Source organism: Halomonas sp. H10-9-1, from assembly GCF_040147005.1.
Taxonomy (GTDB): domain Bacteria; phylum Pseudomonadota; class Gammaproteobacteria; order Pseudomonadales; family Halomonadaceae; genus Halomonas.
The window spans coordinates 3,704,952-3,720,314 of sequence record NZ_JAMSHO010000001.1; the positions used below are offsets into that span (position 1 = coordinate 3,704,952).

12 protein-coding genes are annotated in these 15,363 nt (G+C 63.3%); 11 read left to right on the forward strand and 1 reads right to left on the reverse strand.

Translation table 11 applies throughout. The annotated features are described in order from the left end of the window. The first annotated feature begins 97 nt into the window (after positions 1-97). The 10 genes from NFH66_RS17305 (at position 98) to thpR (ending at position 13,476) form a co-directional block, all read left to right on the forward strand. The gene (locus NFH66_RS17305) at positions 98-961 is read left to right on the forward strand and encodes a YicC/YloC family endoribonuclease (RefSeq protein ID WP_349611532.1); all 864 of its coding nucleotides are present in this window, start codon (positions 98-100) and stop codon (positions 959-961) included. A gap of 26 nt (positions 962-987) precedes the next feature. Then, positions 988-3,384 (forward strand): type I restriction-modification system subunit M, encoded by a 2,397-nt coding sequence (locus NFH66_RS17310; protein WP_349611533.1) that lies wholly within the window; start codon positions 988-990, stop codon positions 3,382-3,384. Further along, the gene (locus NFH66_RS17315; protein WP_349611534.1) at positions 3,377-4,681 is read left to right on the forward strand and encodes a restriction endonuclease subunit S; all 1,305 of its coding nucleotides are present in this window, start codon (positions 3,377-3,379) and stop codon (positions 4,679-4,681) included. Before NFH66_RS17310 ends, NFH66_RS17315 begins: the two co-directional genes overlap by 8 nt. Then, positions 4,672-5,520, forward strand: a complete 849-nt coding sequence (gene dinD, locus NFH66_RS17320) for a DNA damage-inducible protein D (RefSeq protein ID WP_349611535.1) — start codon at positions 4,672-4,674, stop codon at positions 5,518-5,520. The genes NFH66_RS17315 and dinD overlap by 10 nt, the downstream gene beginning before the upstream one ends. Before the next feature lie 460 nt (positions 5,521-5,980). Beyond that, positions 5,981-9,007, forward strand: a complete 3,027-nt coding sequence (locus NFH66_RS17325; RefSeq protein ID WP_349611537.1) for a type I restriction endonuclease subunit R — start codon at positions 5,981-5,983, stop codon at positions 9,005-9,007. Between the two features lie 110 nt (positions 9,008-9,117). Then, the gene (gmk, locus tag NFH66_RS17330) at positions 9,118-9,732 is read left to right on the forward strand and encodes a guanylate kinase (protein WP_349611539.1); all 615 of its coding nucleotides are present in this window, start codon (positions 9,118-9,120) and stop codon (positions 9,730-9,732) included. Between the two features lie 134 nt (positions 9,733-9,866). Next, the gene (gene rpoZ / locus NFH66_RS17335; protein ID WP_349611540.1) at positions 9,867-10,124 is read left to right on the forward strand and encodes a DNA-directed RNA polymerase subunit omega; all 258 of its coding nucleotides are present in this window, start codon (positions 9,867-9,869) and stop codon (positions 10,122-10,124) included. 66 nt (positions 10,125-10,190) lie between these two features. Continuing rightward, on the forward strand, positions 10,191-12,317 hold the full coding sequence (locus NFH66_RS17340) for a RelA/SpoT family protein (RefSeq protein WP_349611541.1): 2,127 nt from the start codon (positions 10,191-10,193) through the stop codon (positions 12,315-12,317). Between the two features lie 97 nt (positions 12,318-12,414). After that, positions 12,415-12,804 carry a deaminase RidA gene (ridA, locus tag NFH66_RS17345; RefSeq protein WP_305796196.1) on the forward strand — a complete coding sequence of 130 codons (390 nt, stop codon included), beginning with the start codon at positions 12,415-12,417 and terminating at the stop codon, positions 12,802-12,804. Between the two features lie 162 nt (positions 12,805-12,966). After that, positions 12,967-13,476: an RNA 2',3'-cyclic phosphodiesterase gene (gene thpR / locus NFH66_RS17350; protein WP_349611543.1), complete on the forward strand. Its 510-nt coding sequence runs from the start codon at positions 12,967-12,969 to the stop codon at positions 13,474-13,476. Positions 13,477-13,496: 20 nt separating this feature from the next. On the opposite strand, the gene NFH66_RS17355 is transcribed toward thpR, so the two are convergent. After that, positions 13,497-14,369, reverse strand: coding sequence for an SDR family oxidoreductase (locus tag NFH66_RS17355; RefSeq protein ID WP_349611544.1), 873 nt, complete (start codon positions 14,367-14,369; stop codon positions 13,497-13,499). Positions 14,370-14,436: 67 nt separating this feature from the next. Here NFH66_RS17355 and NFH66_RS17360 point away from each other — a divergent pair, with 67 nt between their 5' ends. Continuing rightward, positions 14,437-15,357, forward strand: a complete 921-nt coding sequence (locus NFH66_RS17360) for a hydrogen peroxide-inducible genes activator (protein WP_349611545.1) — start codon at positions 14,437-14,439, stop codon at positions 15,355-15,357. Positions 15,358-15,363 lie beyond the last annotated feature (6 nt).

Here is a 15,363-nt window from a genome sequence, read left to right on the forward strand (position 1 = left end):
CCGGCCGTGACGGCGAATCGGTTACACTACGGCCTATTCCCTCCTCATCACTCGCGTCACCATTTCATTGACGCCCGCCTTCGCCAGGAGCCTCGCCATGGTGCACAGCATGACCGCCTTCGCCCGCCAGGAGCACGCCGCGCCCTGGGGCACCCTGCAACTCGAGCTGCGCTCGGTGAACCAGCGCTACCTGGAGCCCCACTTCCGGCTGCCGGAGAGCCTGCGCGACCTGGAGCCGGCCTTTCGTGATGCCCTGCGCGCCCGCCTGGCACGAGGCAAGGTGGAGGTCAGCCTGCGCTTCGACGCCGCCGGCGACAACGCCAGGCTGGCCGTGAACGGCGCACGCCTGGCCGAGCTCGCCCAGGCGCTTGCCGAGGTGTGCCAGACGGTGGAAGCGACCACCCCGCCCGACGCCCTGGCCCTGCTCGACTACCCCGGGGTGCTGGAGAGCCGGGGCCCCGACCCCGAGACGATCAAGGCCGAGGCCCTGGCGCTGTTCGAGCGCGCCCTGGACGATCTTGTCGCCGGTCGCGCCCGGGAGGGAGAGAAGCTCGCCGACCTGATCCGCGAACGCCTCGCCGGCATCGAGGCCCAGGTCGGCGAAGTGCGCCGCCTGATGCCACAGATTCTCGAGCGCCAGCGTGCCCAACTCCTCGAGCGCCTGGAGGCGGTGATCTCCGAGCTCGACCCCCAGCGCCTGGAGGCCGAGCTCACCCTGCTCGCCCATAAGGCCGATGTCGACGAGGAGCTCGACCGCCTGGCCACCCACGTCGCCGAAGTGGAACGCCAGCTGAAGCAGAAGGGCCCGGTGGGCCGCCGCCTGGACTTCCTGATGCAGGAGCTCAACCGCGAGGCCAACACCCTGTCGTCGAAATCGGTGGTGGCCAGCACTACCCGCTGCGCGGTGGAGCTCAAGGTGCTCATCGAGCAGATGCGCGAGCAGATCCAGAACATCGAATAAACCAGGGAAAGGAACCTCTTCGTACCATGAATCACGCCGCCCACAACAAGCTGGTTGCCTTCATCTGGTCGATCGCCGACGATTGCCTGCGCGACGTCTACGTGCGCGGCAAGTACCGCGACGTGATCCTGCCGATGGTGGTTCTGCGCCGGCTCGACGCCCTGCTGGAAGCCACCAAGCGGAAAGTGTCCGAAGAGATGGCCTTGCAGCGTAATGAGCTGGGTCTGGCAGAGCTGGACGAGGCGGGGCTGCGCGACGCTTCCGGCTATGTGTTCTACAACACCAGCAAGTGGACCCTGAGCCAGCTCTACAAAACGGCCACCAACAACCAGCAGATCCTGCTGGCCAACGTCGAGGAGTACCTCGAGGGCTACAGTCCCAACGTCAAGGAGATCATCGACAAGTTCGACCTCCGCCGTCAGATCCGGCACATGGCCAGCAAGGACGTGCTGCTGGATGTGCTGGAGAAGTTCACCTCGCCCTATATCAATCTGACCCACGAAGACGTCGAGGATCCGGACGGCAACCGCCTGCCGGCGCTCTCCAACCTCGGCATGGGCTATGTCTTCGAGGAGCTGATTCGCAAGTTCAACGAGGAGAACAACGAGGAAGCGGGTGAGCATTTCACCCCCCGCGAAGTGATCGAGCTGATGACTCACCTGGTCTTCGATCCCGTCAAGGACCATCTGCCACCGGTGATGACTATCTACGACCCCGCCTGCGGCAGCGGCGGCATGCTCACCGAGTCTCAGAACTTCATCAAGGACGAGGAAGGCGCCATCCGCGCCGGTGGCGACGTCTATCTCTACGGCAAGGAGATCAACGACGAGACCTACGCCATCTGCAAGTCCGACATGATGATCAAGGGCAACGACCCAGCCAACATCCGTTCCGGCTCCACCCTCTCCACCGACGAGTTCGCCGGTGACCGCTTCGACTTCATGCTCTCCAACCCGCCCTACGGCAAGAGCTGGGCCAGCGAGCAGAAGTTCATCAAGGACGGTAAGGAGGTCATCGACCCCCGCTTCAAGGTTACACTGGCCGACTACTGGGGCGATCGCGAAACCCTCGATGCCACACCCCGCTCCAGCGACGGCCAGCTGCTGTTCCTGATGGAGATGATCAGCAAGATGAAGGCCGACAAGAGCGGCCCGGGCTCACGCATCGCCTCGGTGCACAACGGTTCCAGCCTGTTCACCGGCGACGCCGGCAGCGGCGAGAGCAACATTCGCCGCTATATCATCGAGAACGACCTGCTGGAGGCCATCATCCAGCTGCCCAACAACCTGTTCTACAACACCGGCATCACCACCTACATCTGGCTGCTCAGCAACCGCAAGGCCGAAGCACGTCGTGGCAAGGTCCAGCTGATCGACGCCAGCCTGCTCTACCGCAAGCTGCGCTGGAACCTCGGCAACAAGAACTGCGAGTTCTCGCCCGAGCATATCGGCGAGATCACCCGGTGCTATCAGGCACTGGAACGCATCGACCGCCCGGCGGGAGGCGACGGCATCGCCGCCCAGGTCTTCGACAATCGCGACTTCGGCTACCACAAGGTCACCATCGAACGCCCCGATCGGCGCAAGGCGCAGTTCAGCGCCGAGCGCATCGAGACCCTGCGCTTCGACAAGGCCCTGCGCGAGCCCATGGCATGGGCCTATGCGCAGTGGGGCGACGCGATCTACGAGCCTGGCGCCCTCAAGGAGCACGAGAAGGCGATCCTCGCCTGGTGCGAGGAGCAGGGGCTGGGCCTCAATGCCAAGCAGCGCAGGAAGCTGCTGGATGAGGCCACCTGGCAGAAACACCTCACCCTGGTCAGCGCCGCCCAGGAGCTGATGGCGGCCATCGGGGTCGAGGAGTTCAAAGACTACAACCGCTTCAAGGCACTGGTGGAACAGGAGTTCAAGGCGCTTGGCAAGCGGAAGGGCATCAAGCTCTCCGCCGGCGACAAGGGCGCCATCCTCAACGCCATGAGCTGGTACAGCGAGGATGCCGAGAAGGTCATCAAGCAGACCGTGAAACTGACCGGCGAGGTACTCGCCCAGCGCCTCGCGTTCCTGGGCTGCCGGGAAGAGGACCTGCCCGACTTCGGCTATACGCCCACCGGCAAGCCGGGCGAGTATGTCACCTATGAGGCGAGCGCGGAGCTACGCGACAGCGAGAGCATTCCCCTCGACCAGAGCATCCACGGCTTCTTCCTGGACGAGGTCAAGCCCCATGTGCCGGAAGCATGGATCAACATGGCATCGGTGAAGATCGGCTATGAGATCAGCTTCAACAAGTATTTCTACAAGCACCAGCCGCTGCGCAGCATGGAGGAGGTCGCCCGCGATATCGTGGCGCTGGAGCAGCAGGCGGAAGGGCTGATTGCCGATATTTTGGGTATTGGGGTTGAAGAAGTAACGGGGGTCGAAAGTGTTTAACACCCCACACAAAGTATCCTCATATAGGTCGTATAAAGACTCCAGTGCCAAATGGGCTGGAAGGATTCCATCACACTGGAGCTGCAAGGCTCTAAAGCATATTGCATCTTTGCAGAGTGGCGACAGCATATCACCAGACCATTTCAGTGAATCTGGCTACCCGGTTTTTGGAGGAAACGGCTTCCGGGGGTACACTGCAACCTATAACCGAGAGGGACGGCTTCCGCTCATTGGTCGCCAAGGCGCACTATGCGGCAACATAAATTATTCAGAAGGTAAATTCTATGCCTCTGAACATGCCATTGTTGTGACTCCCAAGGAACCAACTGCAATCACATGGTTAGGTGAAGCAATCAGGTCAGCGGATTTCAACCGACTGTCTCAATCTACCGCTCAGCCTGGAATTTCTGTTGCCGTCATCGAGAATGTACACTTCCCTCTGCCTCCAACGGATGAGCAAATTGCCATCTCCAAATTTATTGAGAGCAATTTCCGTAAAATCAAAGCTGCCATCAGGATAAAAGAAAAGCAGATTTCCCTGCTAAAAGAACGCAAACAGATCCTGATTCAGAATGCCGTTACCCGCGGGCTTTATCCAGACGCGCCCATGCAGGATTCCGGCATTGAGTGGCTTGGAGAGATCCCGCAGCACTGGGGAGTCAGTCATAATCGCACCCTATTTACCGAGCGTGTCGAGCCTGGCAAGGAAGGCTTGCCGCTTCTCACCGTATCCATTCGCTCCGGCGTATCCAGTGGCGAGCTAAGCGAAGACGAAAACCTGAGAGGGAGGGTCAAGATCGGGGACCAAACCAAATATAGCCTCGTCCAGCCCGGCGATATCGTCTACAACATGATGCGCGCCTGGCAGGGCGCCATCGGTGCCGTGACGACGACAGGCATGGTAAGCCCGGCCTACACAGTGGCGATTCCGGATTCCACTATTCGGTCAAAATACTTCGAGCACCTGTATCGGACCCCGCTCTTCGTCCACCAGATGGACCGCCACTCCAAGGGTATTACCGATTTCCGCAAGCGACTCTACTGGCAAGAATTCAAGCAAATGCTCACCCTCATTCCTCCACTCGATGAACAGGATCACATCGTTCATTATATCGACCAGGAATCGACCCGAATCGACAGGGCTATTTCCCTCTTCCAAGGCCAGATCGAGCGCCTCAAGGAGTATCGCGCCACCCTGATCGATAGCGCCGTCACCGGCAAGATCCGGGTGCCCGGCGTGGAGGATCCCGCCCCCGCCCTTTCCATGGATGGACCTAAGGAGAACTCATGGATATAAATAGAATGCGAAGCCAGTTTGACGACCTGAGCCACACCGTTCCTGAAGAAGACATCGAGTTCTGGTTTGCCCGCGACCTGATGAAGCCGCTGGGCTATGCGCGATGGGAGAATTTCCAGACCGCCATCCGCCGGGCCATAGAGTCTTTTGAATCAACGGGTTATAGCCATGAAGACCATTTTCGTGGCGTCACGAAAATGGTCCCCCTGGGCAGTGGCTCTGAGCGACCAGTGGATGACTTCATGCTCACTCGCTATGCCTGCTATCTGATTGCGCAGAACGGGGATCCACGCAAGGAACCCATTGCCTTTGCCCAAAGCTACTTCGCCGTACAGACCCGCAAGCAGGAGCTGATTGAAGACCGCATGCGGCTGATTGCCCGGATGGATGCCCGGGAGCGTCTGCGTGAATCCGAAAAGGGCCTGTCGCAGAACATCTACGAACGGGGCGTGGATGACAAGGGCTTTGGACGTATCCGCTCACGGGGAGATGCCGCCCTCTTCGGCGGTAACACCACCCAGCTGATGAAGCAGCGCTACGGCATCACCAAAAGCCGCCCACTCGCCGACTTTCTGCCCACACTGACCATCGCGGCCAAGAACCTGGCCACAGAGATGACCAACCACAATGTCATGCAGGAAAACCTGCAAGGCGAAAAGTCGATTACCCAGGAGCATGAACAGAACAATGTAAGCGTCCGCGATATGCTGGGTCAGCGTGGTATTCAGCCGGAAAACCTGCCGCCCGAGGAAGACATCAAGAAGTTGCAGCGCCGAGTAAAAAGTGAACAAAAACGGCTTGAAAGACAGTCTGGTAAATTACCCGGCGATGAGGAGTAGTCATTGCGCTGTTGCCAGCGGCGTCCGACTCCACGGAAGGGCAAGGCCTACCGTTACGTTCCCTATTGGGCCTGGGACGTTCTCATTTAATGGCGCTCGCTTTCTCTCCGTGCCAGAGAGGCTACTAACCCACAGAATTAGACGAATGCAGACGCGAAGCGAGCCGGAAGCTGCAGGAATCTTTGAAAATAAGCTATATTTTACAAATGGTTATGCGGTCATCGACAAATGTCTAACCGCCACTCGCTAGACATTTCTAGACATTCCCTCGGCCCTACAAGCTAAAGAATGGCTGCGGCTCGAAGGCAAAGAGGGGCAGGAAAGCTTCATTTGACGGCCATTTGATGGGCCACCCTGACAGAAGCAACGGAGCACAAGAAAGTCTATTAATAACAATGAATTATAAAAAATTCGTCATTTGACAAGGCACAGGGACGCCAGGTCATACGCAGGAGAGGTCATGGTCAGCCAGACGAACGAGCAGGCACTGGAAGCGAGCATCGAGCGCGCCCTGACGGGCAACTGCCGCGAGGACGGCATCACACTGGGCGAGAGCCAGGCCGAACGCCCCTTCAGCCCGGCGCATGGCTACCACCCGGGCCGCCCCGAGCACTTCAATCCGCACTACGCCGTCGATACCCACCAGCTGTGGCGCTTCCTCGAGGCCACCCAGGCCAAGGAACTGGACAAGCTCAGGCAGCGCCACCCGGACTGGGAGCGCAAGCTGCTGGAGCGCTACGACCGCCTGGTCGGCAAGCATGGCCTGCTGCACCTGCTCAAGAAGGGGCTGAGCCTCGATGACGCTCACTTCACCCTGATGTATCCCGCGCCGCTGGCCAGCAGCTCGGCCAGCGTCAAGGAACGCTTCGCGGCCAACCGGTTCAGCTGCACCCGCCAGGTACGCTATTCGCTGGCCAACAGCCTCGAAGAAATCGACATGGTGCTGTTCATCAACGGCCTGCCCTTCGCCACCCTGGAGCTGAAGAACCCCTGGACCGGGCAGACCGCGCGCTATCACGGCCAGAAGCAGTATCGGCAGGACCGCGACCCCAGCCAGCCGCTGCTGCAGTTCGGGCGCTGCCTGGTGCACATGACCGTGGATACCGACGAGGTCTACATGACCACGCGGCTGTCGGGCCCGAGAACCGACTTCCTCCCTTTCAACCAGGGCAGCGAGAGCCACGGCGCGGGCAATCCGCGCAACCCGCACGGCCATCGCAGCGCCTACCTGTGGCAGGAGGTCTTCACCCGCGAGAGCGTGGCCAACATCATCCAGCACTTCATGCGCCTGGACGGCAGCAGCCGCATGCCGCTAACCAGGCGGACACTGTTCTTCCCCCGCTATCACCAGTTGGATGTCGTGCGCCGCCTGGTGGCCCACGTCAGCGAGCATGGCGTCGGCCAGACCTATCTGGTGCAGCACTCGGCCGGCTCGGGCAAGTCCAACTCGATCACCTGGGCGGCCTACCAGCTGATCGAGACCTACCCAAGCGCCGAGGACGTGCGCGGTGCCCGCGGGCTGGAAACGCCACTGTTCGACTCGGTCATCGTGGTCACCGACAGGCGGCTACTCGACAGGCAGCTACGCGATAACATCCGGGATTTCTCGGAGATCAAGAATATCGTTGCGCCGGCACAACGCTCGGCCGACCTGAAGATGGCCCTGGAACAGAGCAAGAAGATCATCATCACCACCATCCAGAAGTTTCCCTACATCATCGATGGCATCAGCGACCTGAGCGACAAGCGCTTCGCCGTGATCATCGATGAGGCGCACGGCTCTCAGGATGGCGATGCCCACGGCAAGATGAACCAGGCCATGGGTGGCGACGCCGAGTCCGAGGAGGACGTGCAGGACCAGGTGCTCCAGGCCATGCGCGCCCGCCGGATGCGCGGCAATGCCTCCTATTTCGCCTTCACCGCCACCCCCAAGCGCAGCACGCTGGAGAAGTTCGGCCAGGCCACCCCAGAGGGCGAGTTCAAGCCTTTCCACCTCTACTCGATGAAGCAGGCCATCGAGGAGGGCTTCATCCTCGACGTGCTGGCCAACTACACCACCTACCGCAGCTACTACGAGATCCAGAAGTCCATTGACGATAACCCGCTGTTCGATACGGCCAGGGCCCAGAAGAAACTGCGTGCCTACGTGGAGCGGCACCCCCAGACCATCCGTGCCAAGGCGGAGATCATGCTCGACCACTTCATCCAGCAGGTGGTCAATCACAAGAAGCTGAAGGGCAAGGCCAAGGGCATGGTGGTCACCCAGAACATCGAGGCTGCCATCCGCTACCACCAGGCCATCTCGCGCCTGCTGGAAGAGCGTGGCACACCCTTCAAGGCGCTGGTGGCCTTCTCGGGAACCAAGACGATGGATGGCATCGACTACACCGAGGCCGACATCAACGGCTTCCCCGAGGCCGAGACGAGGGAGGCGTTCGACGGCGACGAGTACCGGCTGCTGGTGGTGGCCAACAAGTACCTGACCGGCTTCGACCAGCCGAAGCTGACGGCCATGTACGTGGACAAGAAGCTCCAGGGTGTACTCGCGGTCCAGACCCTTTCCCGCCTCAACCGCGCGGCAACGAAGCTGGGCAAGAAGACCGAGGATCTCTTCGTCCTGGACTTCTTCAACACCACCGACGACATCAAGAAGGCCTTCGATGATTTCTACACGGCCACCAGCCTGTCGGAGCCGACCGATGTCAACGTGCTGCATGAGCTCAAGGAGGCCCTGGACGAGGTCGGTGTCTATGAGTGGCAGGAGGTGGAAAGCTTCATCGGGCACTACTTCGGTAATGCCGATGCCCAAGTGCTGAGCCCGCTGATCGATACGGCGGCCGATCGCTTCAACAATGAGTTGGAGCTCGACGATCCGCACAAGGCAGATTTCAAGATCAAGGCCAAGCAGTTCGTGAAGATCTACAGCCAGATGGCCTCGATCATGCCGTATGAGGTTGTCGACTGGGAAAAGCTGTTCTGGTTTCTCAAGTTCCTGATTCCCAAGCTTATCGTCCGTGACAGGGAAGCCGACCAGATCGATGCGCTGCTGGAGTCGGTCGACCTGTCGTCCTACGGCCTGGAACGGGTCAAACTTGGCCATCGAATCGGGCTGGACGAGACACCCACGGAGCTCGACCCCACCAACCCGAACCCTCGCGGCGCCCATGACGGTGGCGCCGATGCCGATCCGCTGGACGAGATCATCCGCACCTTCAACGAACGCTGGTTCCAGGGCTGGGAAGCCACGCCGGAAGAGCAGCGCGTCAAGTTTCTCAGCATCGCCAGGAGCATCGAAGCTCACCCGGACTTCGAGGAGAAGTACAAGAACAACCAGGACACCCACAACCGGGTGCTGGCTTTCGAAAAGATCTTCGAGGAGGTGATGCTGAAGCGCCGCCGCGCCGATCTAGAACTCTACAAGCTGCTGGCCCACGATGAAGCCTTCAAGTCGTCCATGCAGGAAAACCTGAGAAAAGTGCTGGGATAGCCCGCGGCAGGGAATGAACAGCCCCTGCAGCACGCCGACGATTCATGCGATACTTCGCGCTCCGCGACGGCCATGCCGCTTCATCCAGCTGCCATACAGGGATGCCGACCATGCACCAGGGTACCCTCTTCATCGTTTCCGCCCCCTCTGGCGCCGGCAAGACCAGCCTGGTGCGCGAGCTGATCGAGAGCCTCGATGGCCTCCAGGTCTCGGTCTCCCATACCACCCGCGCCCGTCGCGAGGGCGAGGTGGACGGCGTCAACTACCACTTCGTTGACGTGCCCGCCTTCGAGGCGATGATTGAGCGCGGCGAGTTCTTCGAGCACGCCCGGGTGTTCGACAACTACTACGGCACCTCGCGCCCGGCAGTGCAGGCAGCGCTGGCCGCCGGCCAGGACGTGATCCTGGAGATCGACTGGCAGGGCGCGCGCCAGGTGCGCCAGCAGATGCCCGAGGCGGTGTCGGTGTTCATCCTGCCGCCCTCGCGTGAGGAGCTGGAGCGGCGCCTGGCGGGTCGAGGCACCGACGATCACGCGGTGATCCAGCGGCGCATGCGCGATGCGGTGAGCGAGATGTCCCACCACGACGAGTATGACTACCTGGTGATCAACGACGACTTCACCACCGCCCTGGATGAGCTGCGTGCCCTGGTGGTGTCGCGGCGGCTGACCCGCGAGCGCGCCGCCACCACCCACGCCGCCCTGCTCCAGGCGCTGCTCGCCTGAGCCCTGCCTCCTTGGCGCTTGTCAGCGCTGCCGGGCGTCGAGTAACCTAGCGGGTCTACCCATAGCGGACTCCCGTCCACGCGCCCGGCGCGTGCCTGACGTCGGGGTCCCGTCAGCTCTTCAGGAAGGCACCCATGGCGCGAGTCACAGTCGAAGATTGTCTGGAAAACGTCGAAAACCGCTTCAAGCTGGTGATGATCTCCACCCACCGCGCCCGCCAGCTGGCTCGCGGTTCCCGCGACGCCATGTTGCCGTGGGAGAACGACAAGCCCACCGTCATGGCCCTGCGCGAGATCGCCGCCGGCCTGGTCGACTCCAGCGTGCTCGACGAGCCCATCGAGGCCCTGGTGCGTCCGCCCCAGCCCCAGTACGGCAGCTTCACCGAGGAGTGATCCATGACGGCGCCTGGGCGCCGTCCTCCCTTTCCGGACACTCACGCAGGAGTCAGGGCGCGCCGCATGTTCACCATCGATGACCTGGCCGACCGTCTCGGCGGCTACCTACCCCAGGGCGAGATCCAGCAGGTCAAGCGCGCCTTCTACTACGCCGAGCAGGCCCACGACGGCCAGCGCCGGCGCTCCGGCGAAGCCTACGTCACCCACCCCCTGGCGGTCGCCAACATCCTCGCCAACATGCATATGGACCATCAGAGCCTGATGGCGGCCATGCTGCACGACGTCATCGAGGATACCGGTGTCGACAAGGAAGCCCTGGCCCGCCAGTTCGGGGCCCCGGTCGCGGAGCTGGTGGATGGCGTCTCCAAGCTGACCCAGATCGCCTTCGAGGACAAGGCGGTCGCCCAGGCGGAAAATTTCCAGAAGATGGTGCTGGCGATGTCCCGGGACATCCGGGTGATCATCGTCAAGCTCGCCGACCGCCTGCACAACATGCGCACCCTGGGTGCCCTGCGCCCCGAGAAGAAGCGCCGCATCGCCCGCGAGACCCTGGAGATCTACGCCCGCATCGCCAACCGGCTGGGCATCAACACCATCCGCGTGGAGCTCGAGGACCTCTCCTTCCACGCCCTCCACCCGATGCGTGCCGAGCGCATCAAGCGCGCCGTCTCCAGCGCCCGGGGCCACCGTCGCTCGACGATCCGCCAGATCCAGAACAACCTGCAGCGCAGCCTCGACGCTGAGGGGCTGCCCAGCACCGTGGTGGGGCGCCAGAAGCATCTGCTCTCGATCTACCGCAAGATGCGCGACCAGCGCAAGTCGTTCAACGAGATCATGGATGTCTTCGGTTTCCGCATCCTCACCGAGGATGTCGACAGCTGCTATCGCATCCTCGGCATGGTGCACAACCTCTACAAGCCGGTGCCCGGGCGCTTCAAGGACTATATCGCCATCCCCAAGGCCAACGGCTACCAGAGCCTGCACACCACCCTGTTCGGCCCTGGCGGCATGCCCATCGAGGTGCAGATCCGTACCCGCGAAATGGAGGCCATGGCCAACAACGGCATCGCCGCCCACTGGCTCTACAAGGCGGGCCAGACCGACCACCCCATCGCCGAGGGTAGCCGCGCCCGGGCCCGCTCCTGGATCAAGGGCCTGCTGGAGATGCAGCGCCACGCGGGCGACTCGCTGGAGTTTATCGAGCACGTCAAGAACGACCTCTTCCCCGACGATATCTACGTGTTCACCCCCAAGGGCGACATCATGGAGCTGCCCCAGGGCGCCACGGTGATCGACTTTGCCTACAGCGTGCACACCGATATCGGCAACAGCACCATCGCCTGCCGCATCGACCGCCACCTGACCCCCCTCTCGACCCGCCTGGAGAGCGGCCAGACCCTGGAGATCATCACCGCCCCCGGGGCACGCCCCAACCTCTCCTGGCTCAACTTCGTGGCCACCGCCAAGGCGCGCTCGGCGATCCGCCATGCCTTGAAGCACCAGCAGCACACCGAGGCGGTACAGCTGGGCCGACGACTGCTCAACAAGGCCCTCGGCGAGTTCGAGACCAGCCTGGAGGAGCTACCCGACGGGCTGCTTCCCGGCCTGCTCGTCGAGCTGGGCCTGAAGAACGAGGATGCCCTGCTCGAGTCCATCGGCCTCGGCTCGCGGGTCGCTCATGTCATCGCCCGGCGCCTGATGGACCTGCAGCATGGCGAGGCGACGGTTCGCTCCGACCGCCAGCACGGGCCCATCGTGATCAGCGGCGCCGAGGGCATGGTGATCAAGTTTGCTCGCTGCTGTCACCCGCTGCCTGGCGACCCGGTGGTGGGCCACCTCTCGGTGGGCAAGGGCATCGTGATCCACCGCGCCGAGTGCCGTAACCTCGGCGAACTCAAGGATGACCCCGAAAAGCTCTTCCCCCTGGAGTGGGCGGAGAGCATCGACGAGGACTTCCCGGTGGCGCTGCGCCTCGAGGTGGAGAGTCGCCGTGGCCTGGTGGCCGAACTCGCCGGGGTGGTCACCGATGCCGATGCCAATATCGAGCGCATCGGCATCGAGGAGCGCGATGCTCACCTGGCCACGGTCAACCTGACCCTGGCGGTGCGCGACCGCGTCCACCTGGCACGCATCATCAAGCGGCTGCGCAACCTCTCCCATGTCGAGCGTATCAACCGCCTCGGCAACTAAGCTTCCCCCAACGGCCCGACAGCGCCCCATGCGGGCGATCGGGCCGTCTTTCATAGACGAACAGCGTCGACACACTCCCAACGTTAAGGAGCACACCATGAGCAACAAGGCCGTGATCAACACCGAGAAGGCCCCCGCCGCCATCGGCCCCTACTCCCAGGCCATCAAGGCCGGCAACACCGTCTACCTCTCCGGCCAGATCCCGCTGGACCCGGCCACCATGGAGCTGGTCTCCGACGATTTCGAGGCCCAGGCCCGCCAGGTCTTCACCAACCTGCGTGCCGTCTGCGAGGAGGCCGCCGGCTCCCTGCAGGACATCGTCAAGCTGAACCTCTACCTGGTCGACCTGGGCCAGTTCGCGGTGGTCAACGCCGTCATGGAGGAGTTCTTCGAGAAGCCCTATCCCGCGCGCGCCGCCGTCGGCATCAAGGCGCTGCCCAAGGGCGCGCAGTTCGAGGCGGAAGGCGTGATGGTCATCGGCGACTAACAGAAAAGGCGGATTCGCTACTGCGCTCGAGATCCTGGCCGCCGGCGGTGCTCGCTCTCCTCATGTAGCAGGCTACACTCCGGGAGCTGCGCTCCGGCGGCAACCAGCCTCTCATCGCTCGTAACGCGACTCCATCCTTTTCTGAAGTGCTGGAAAATCGACTTGAGACTGTTTCTTGCGCTGGAACCGCCCCCCGAGCTGCGTGCGCGGCTGGGGGCGCTGGCCGATATCGCCCGGGCCCGCTGCGGCGGGCGGCGGGTGTCGGACGCCAGCCTGCACCTGACCCTGGCCTTCCTCGGCGAGGTGGAAGCGGCGCAGGCCGAGGCGCTGGTGGCGTGGCTGCAGGGCGAGACGCCCGCGGGTGGCGAGTGGCACCTGGATTGCTGGGGCGCCTTTCGGCGCCCTGGCATCGTCTGGGTCGGGGGGAGAACGCCCGACCCGGCACTCACCGCGCTGCAGGCGCGGCTATGGGATGGGCTGGAGCGCCTGGGCCATGGCGGGCGGCCGTCACGCTTCATGCCGCACGTCACCCTGCTGCGGCGGTCGCGGCACCTGTCGACCGAGGCGCTGCCGCCGGTCGAGCTTGCCTGGCGCTGGCGACGGCTGACCCTGCTGCGCTCCTTCACCCTGGACGACGGGCCTCGCTACGAGGTCCTGGCGCGCTCGGCTTGAGCGGCCGGCGCGTAGGCGCCTCAGGCCTTCTCGGGCAGAAAGCCCCCCTCCCTGAGTACCTGGGCGTAGCCCTCACGGAAGCTGGAATAGCGGAACTGGTAGCCGCTCTCCAGCAGCCGGGCATTGCTGCAGCGCTTGCTGGCGCGGCGGCGCAGCGGCGACTGGATGGTCTCGGTCGCCTCGACCTTGAGCTGCTTGGCCAGCCAGGCCATCACATCGTGCAGTGGCGCCGGCTCGCAGTCGGTGGCCAGGTAGAGCTCATCGACGGCCTCGCCGTCGAGCACCCGGCCGATCAGGTGCGCCAGCACTCCGGCGCAGTCGTCGCGGTGGATGCGATTGGTGTACATGGCGGGGCTGGGGGGGGCGATGCGCCCCTCGCCGACCTGGCGGATCAGGCGGTCGCGGCCGGGACCGTAGATGCCCGAGAAGCGCACCACGCTACCGGGCAGGGTATGCTCGAGCAGCACCCGCTCGGCCTCGTACATCAGCTGACCCGCGAAGCCGGTGGGTTCGGTGGGGCTCGTCTCGTCCACCGTCTCGCCGTCGCGCTGGGCATAGACGCTGGTGGAGGAGACGAAGAAGACGTGTCGCGGCGGCACCTCACGGGTGCCGAACTCGGCCAGGGTCGCCGCCAGTCCCTCGGGATAGGCGGCCCGATAGGCGGCCTCCTCGAAGCGGTCGGCGCTGGCCACGTAGACCACGATCTCCGCATCCGGCAGCGCCGCCAGGCTGCTCGGGTCGGTGAGGTCGATGGCGGCCGTCTCGAGCCCGCTGTCGGCCAGCGCCTGGACGTTACGCCGGGCGCCAATCACCCGCTGCCCCGCCTCCTGCAGGCGCCGCCCCAGCGCGGTGCCGATGTCCCCGCAACCTAGAATCAGTGTGGTTGTCTTCACCTTTTCCCTGCCCCCTGATAAAAAGTCCCTATTGGAATTTCAAGAGGATGCCTGCAAGGCAACCAGCATGACTCTAACAGAACTCCGCTACATCGTGACACTGGCCCAGGAACGCCACTTTGGTCGTGCCGCCGAGCGCTGCTTCGTCTCCCAGCCGACCCTGTCGGTGGCGGTGAAGAAGCTCGAGGAGGAGCTCGGCGTGCCGCTCTTCGAGCGCTCCAAGTCTACGGTCCAGGTCACGCCGCTCGGCGAGAAGATCGTCGAGCAGGCCCAGCGGGTGCTGGAACAGGCCAGCGTGATCAAGGAGCTGGCCACCGCCGGCCGCGACCAGCTGGCGAGTCCCCTGCGCATCGGCGCCATCTACACCATCGGCCCCTACCTCTTCCCCCACCTGGTGCCGGAACTGGCCCGCAGCGCCCCCCAGATGCCGCTCTATATCGAGGAGGGCTTCACCGGCAACTTGCGCCGCAAGCTGCGCAACGGAGAGCTCGACGCCATCATCATCGCCCTGCCCTTCACCGAGACCGACGTGCTCACCAAGGCGCTGTATGAGGAGGAGTTCGAGGTACTGGTACCGGCGGATCACCCCATGGCCGGCCGCGACTGCGTGCACAAGGAGGAGTTGCTCCAGGAGCGCCTGCTGCTGCTCGGCGAGGGACACTGCTTCCGCGACCAGATCCTCGAGGCCTGTCCGGCGATCAGCCAGAAGCTCGCCAGTCCCCACAATACCCTGACCGCCGAGGGCGGGTCGCTGGAGACCATCCGCCACATGGTGGCCTCCAAGCTCGGCATCACGGTGCTGCCGCGCTCTGCCATCGGCACCGTCCACTACGAGAGTGGCCTGCTGGCCAGCTTGCCCTTCGCATCTCCCGCACCGATGCGCACCGTGGCCATCGCCTGGCGCGCCAGCTTCCCGCGGCCCAAGGCGATCGACGCCATCACCGACGCCGTCGCCCGCTGCCGGCGGACCGACCCCGCCCCAGCATGAGCGCCG

What these genes read in the sequence shown, in the direction of transcription:
- NFH66_RS17325 (WP_349611537.1), top strand. Translation starts at nt 5,981, where the DNA reads ATGGTCAGCCAGACGAACGAGCAGGCACTGGAAGCGAGCATCGAGCGC.
- NFH66_RS17305 (WP_349611532.1), top strand. Translation starts at nt 98, where the DNA reads ATGGTGCACAGCATGACCGCCTTCGCCCGCCAGGAGCACGCCGCGCCC.
- gmk (WP_349611539.1), top strand. Translation starts at nt 9,118, where the DNA reads ATGCACCAGGGTACCCTCTTCATCGTTTCCGCCCCCTCTGGCGCCGGC.
- ridA (WP_305796196.1), top strand. Translation starts at nt 12,415, where the DNA reads ATGAGCAACAAGGCCGTGATCAACACCGAGAAGGCCCCCGCCGCCATC.
- NFH66_RS17340 (WP_349611541.1), top strand. Translation starts at nt 10,191, where the DNA reads ATGTTCACCATCGATGACCTGGCCGACCGTCTCGGCGGCTACCTACCC.
- NFH66_RS17310 (WP_349611533.1), top strand. Translation starts at nt 988, where the DNA reads ATGAATCACGCCGCCCACAACAAGCTGGTTGCCTTCATCTGGTCGATC.
- dinD (WP_349611535.1), top strand. Translation starts at nt 4,672, where the DNA reads ATGGATATAAATAGAATGCGAAGCCAGTTTGACGACCTGAGCCACACC.
- rpoZ (WP_349611540.1), top strand. Translation starts at nt 9,867, where the DNA reads ATGGCGCGAGTCACAGTCGAAGATTGTCTGGAAAACGTCGAAAACCGC.
- NFH66_RS17360 (WP_349611545.1), top strand. Translation starts at nt 14,437, where the DNA reads ATGACTCTAACAGAACTCCGCTACATCGTGACACTGGCCCAGGAACGC.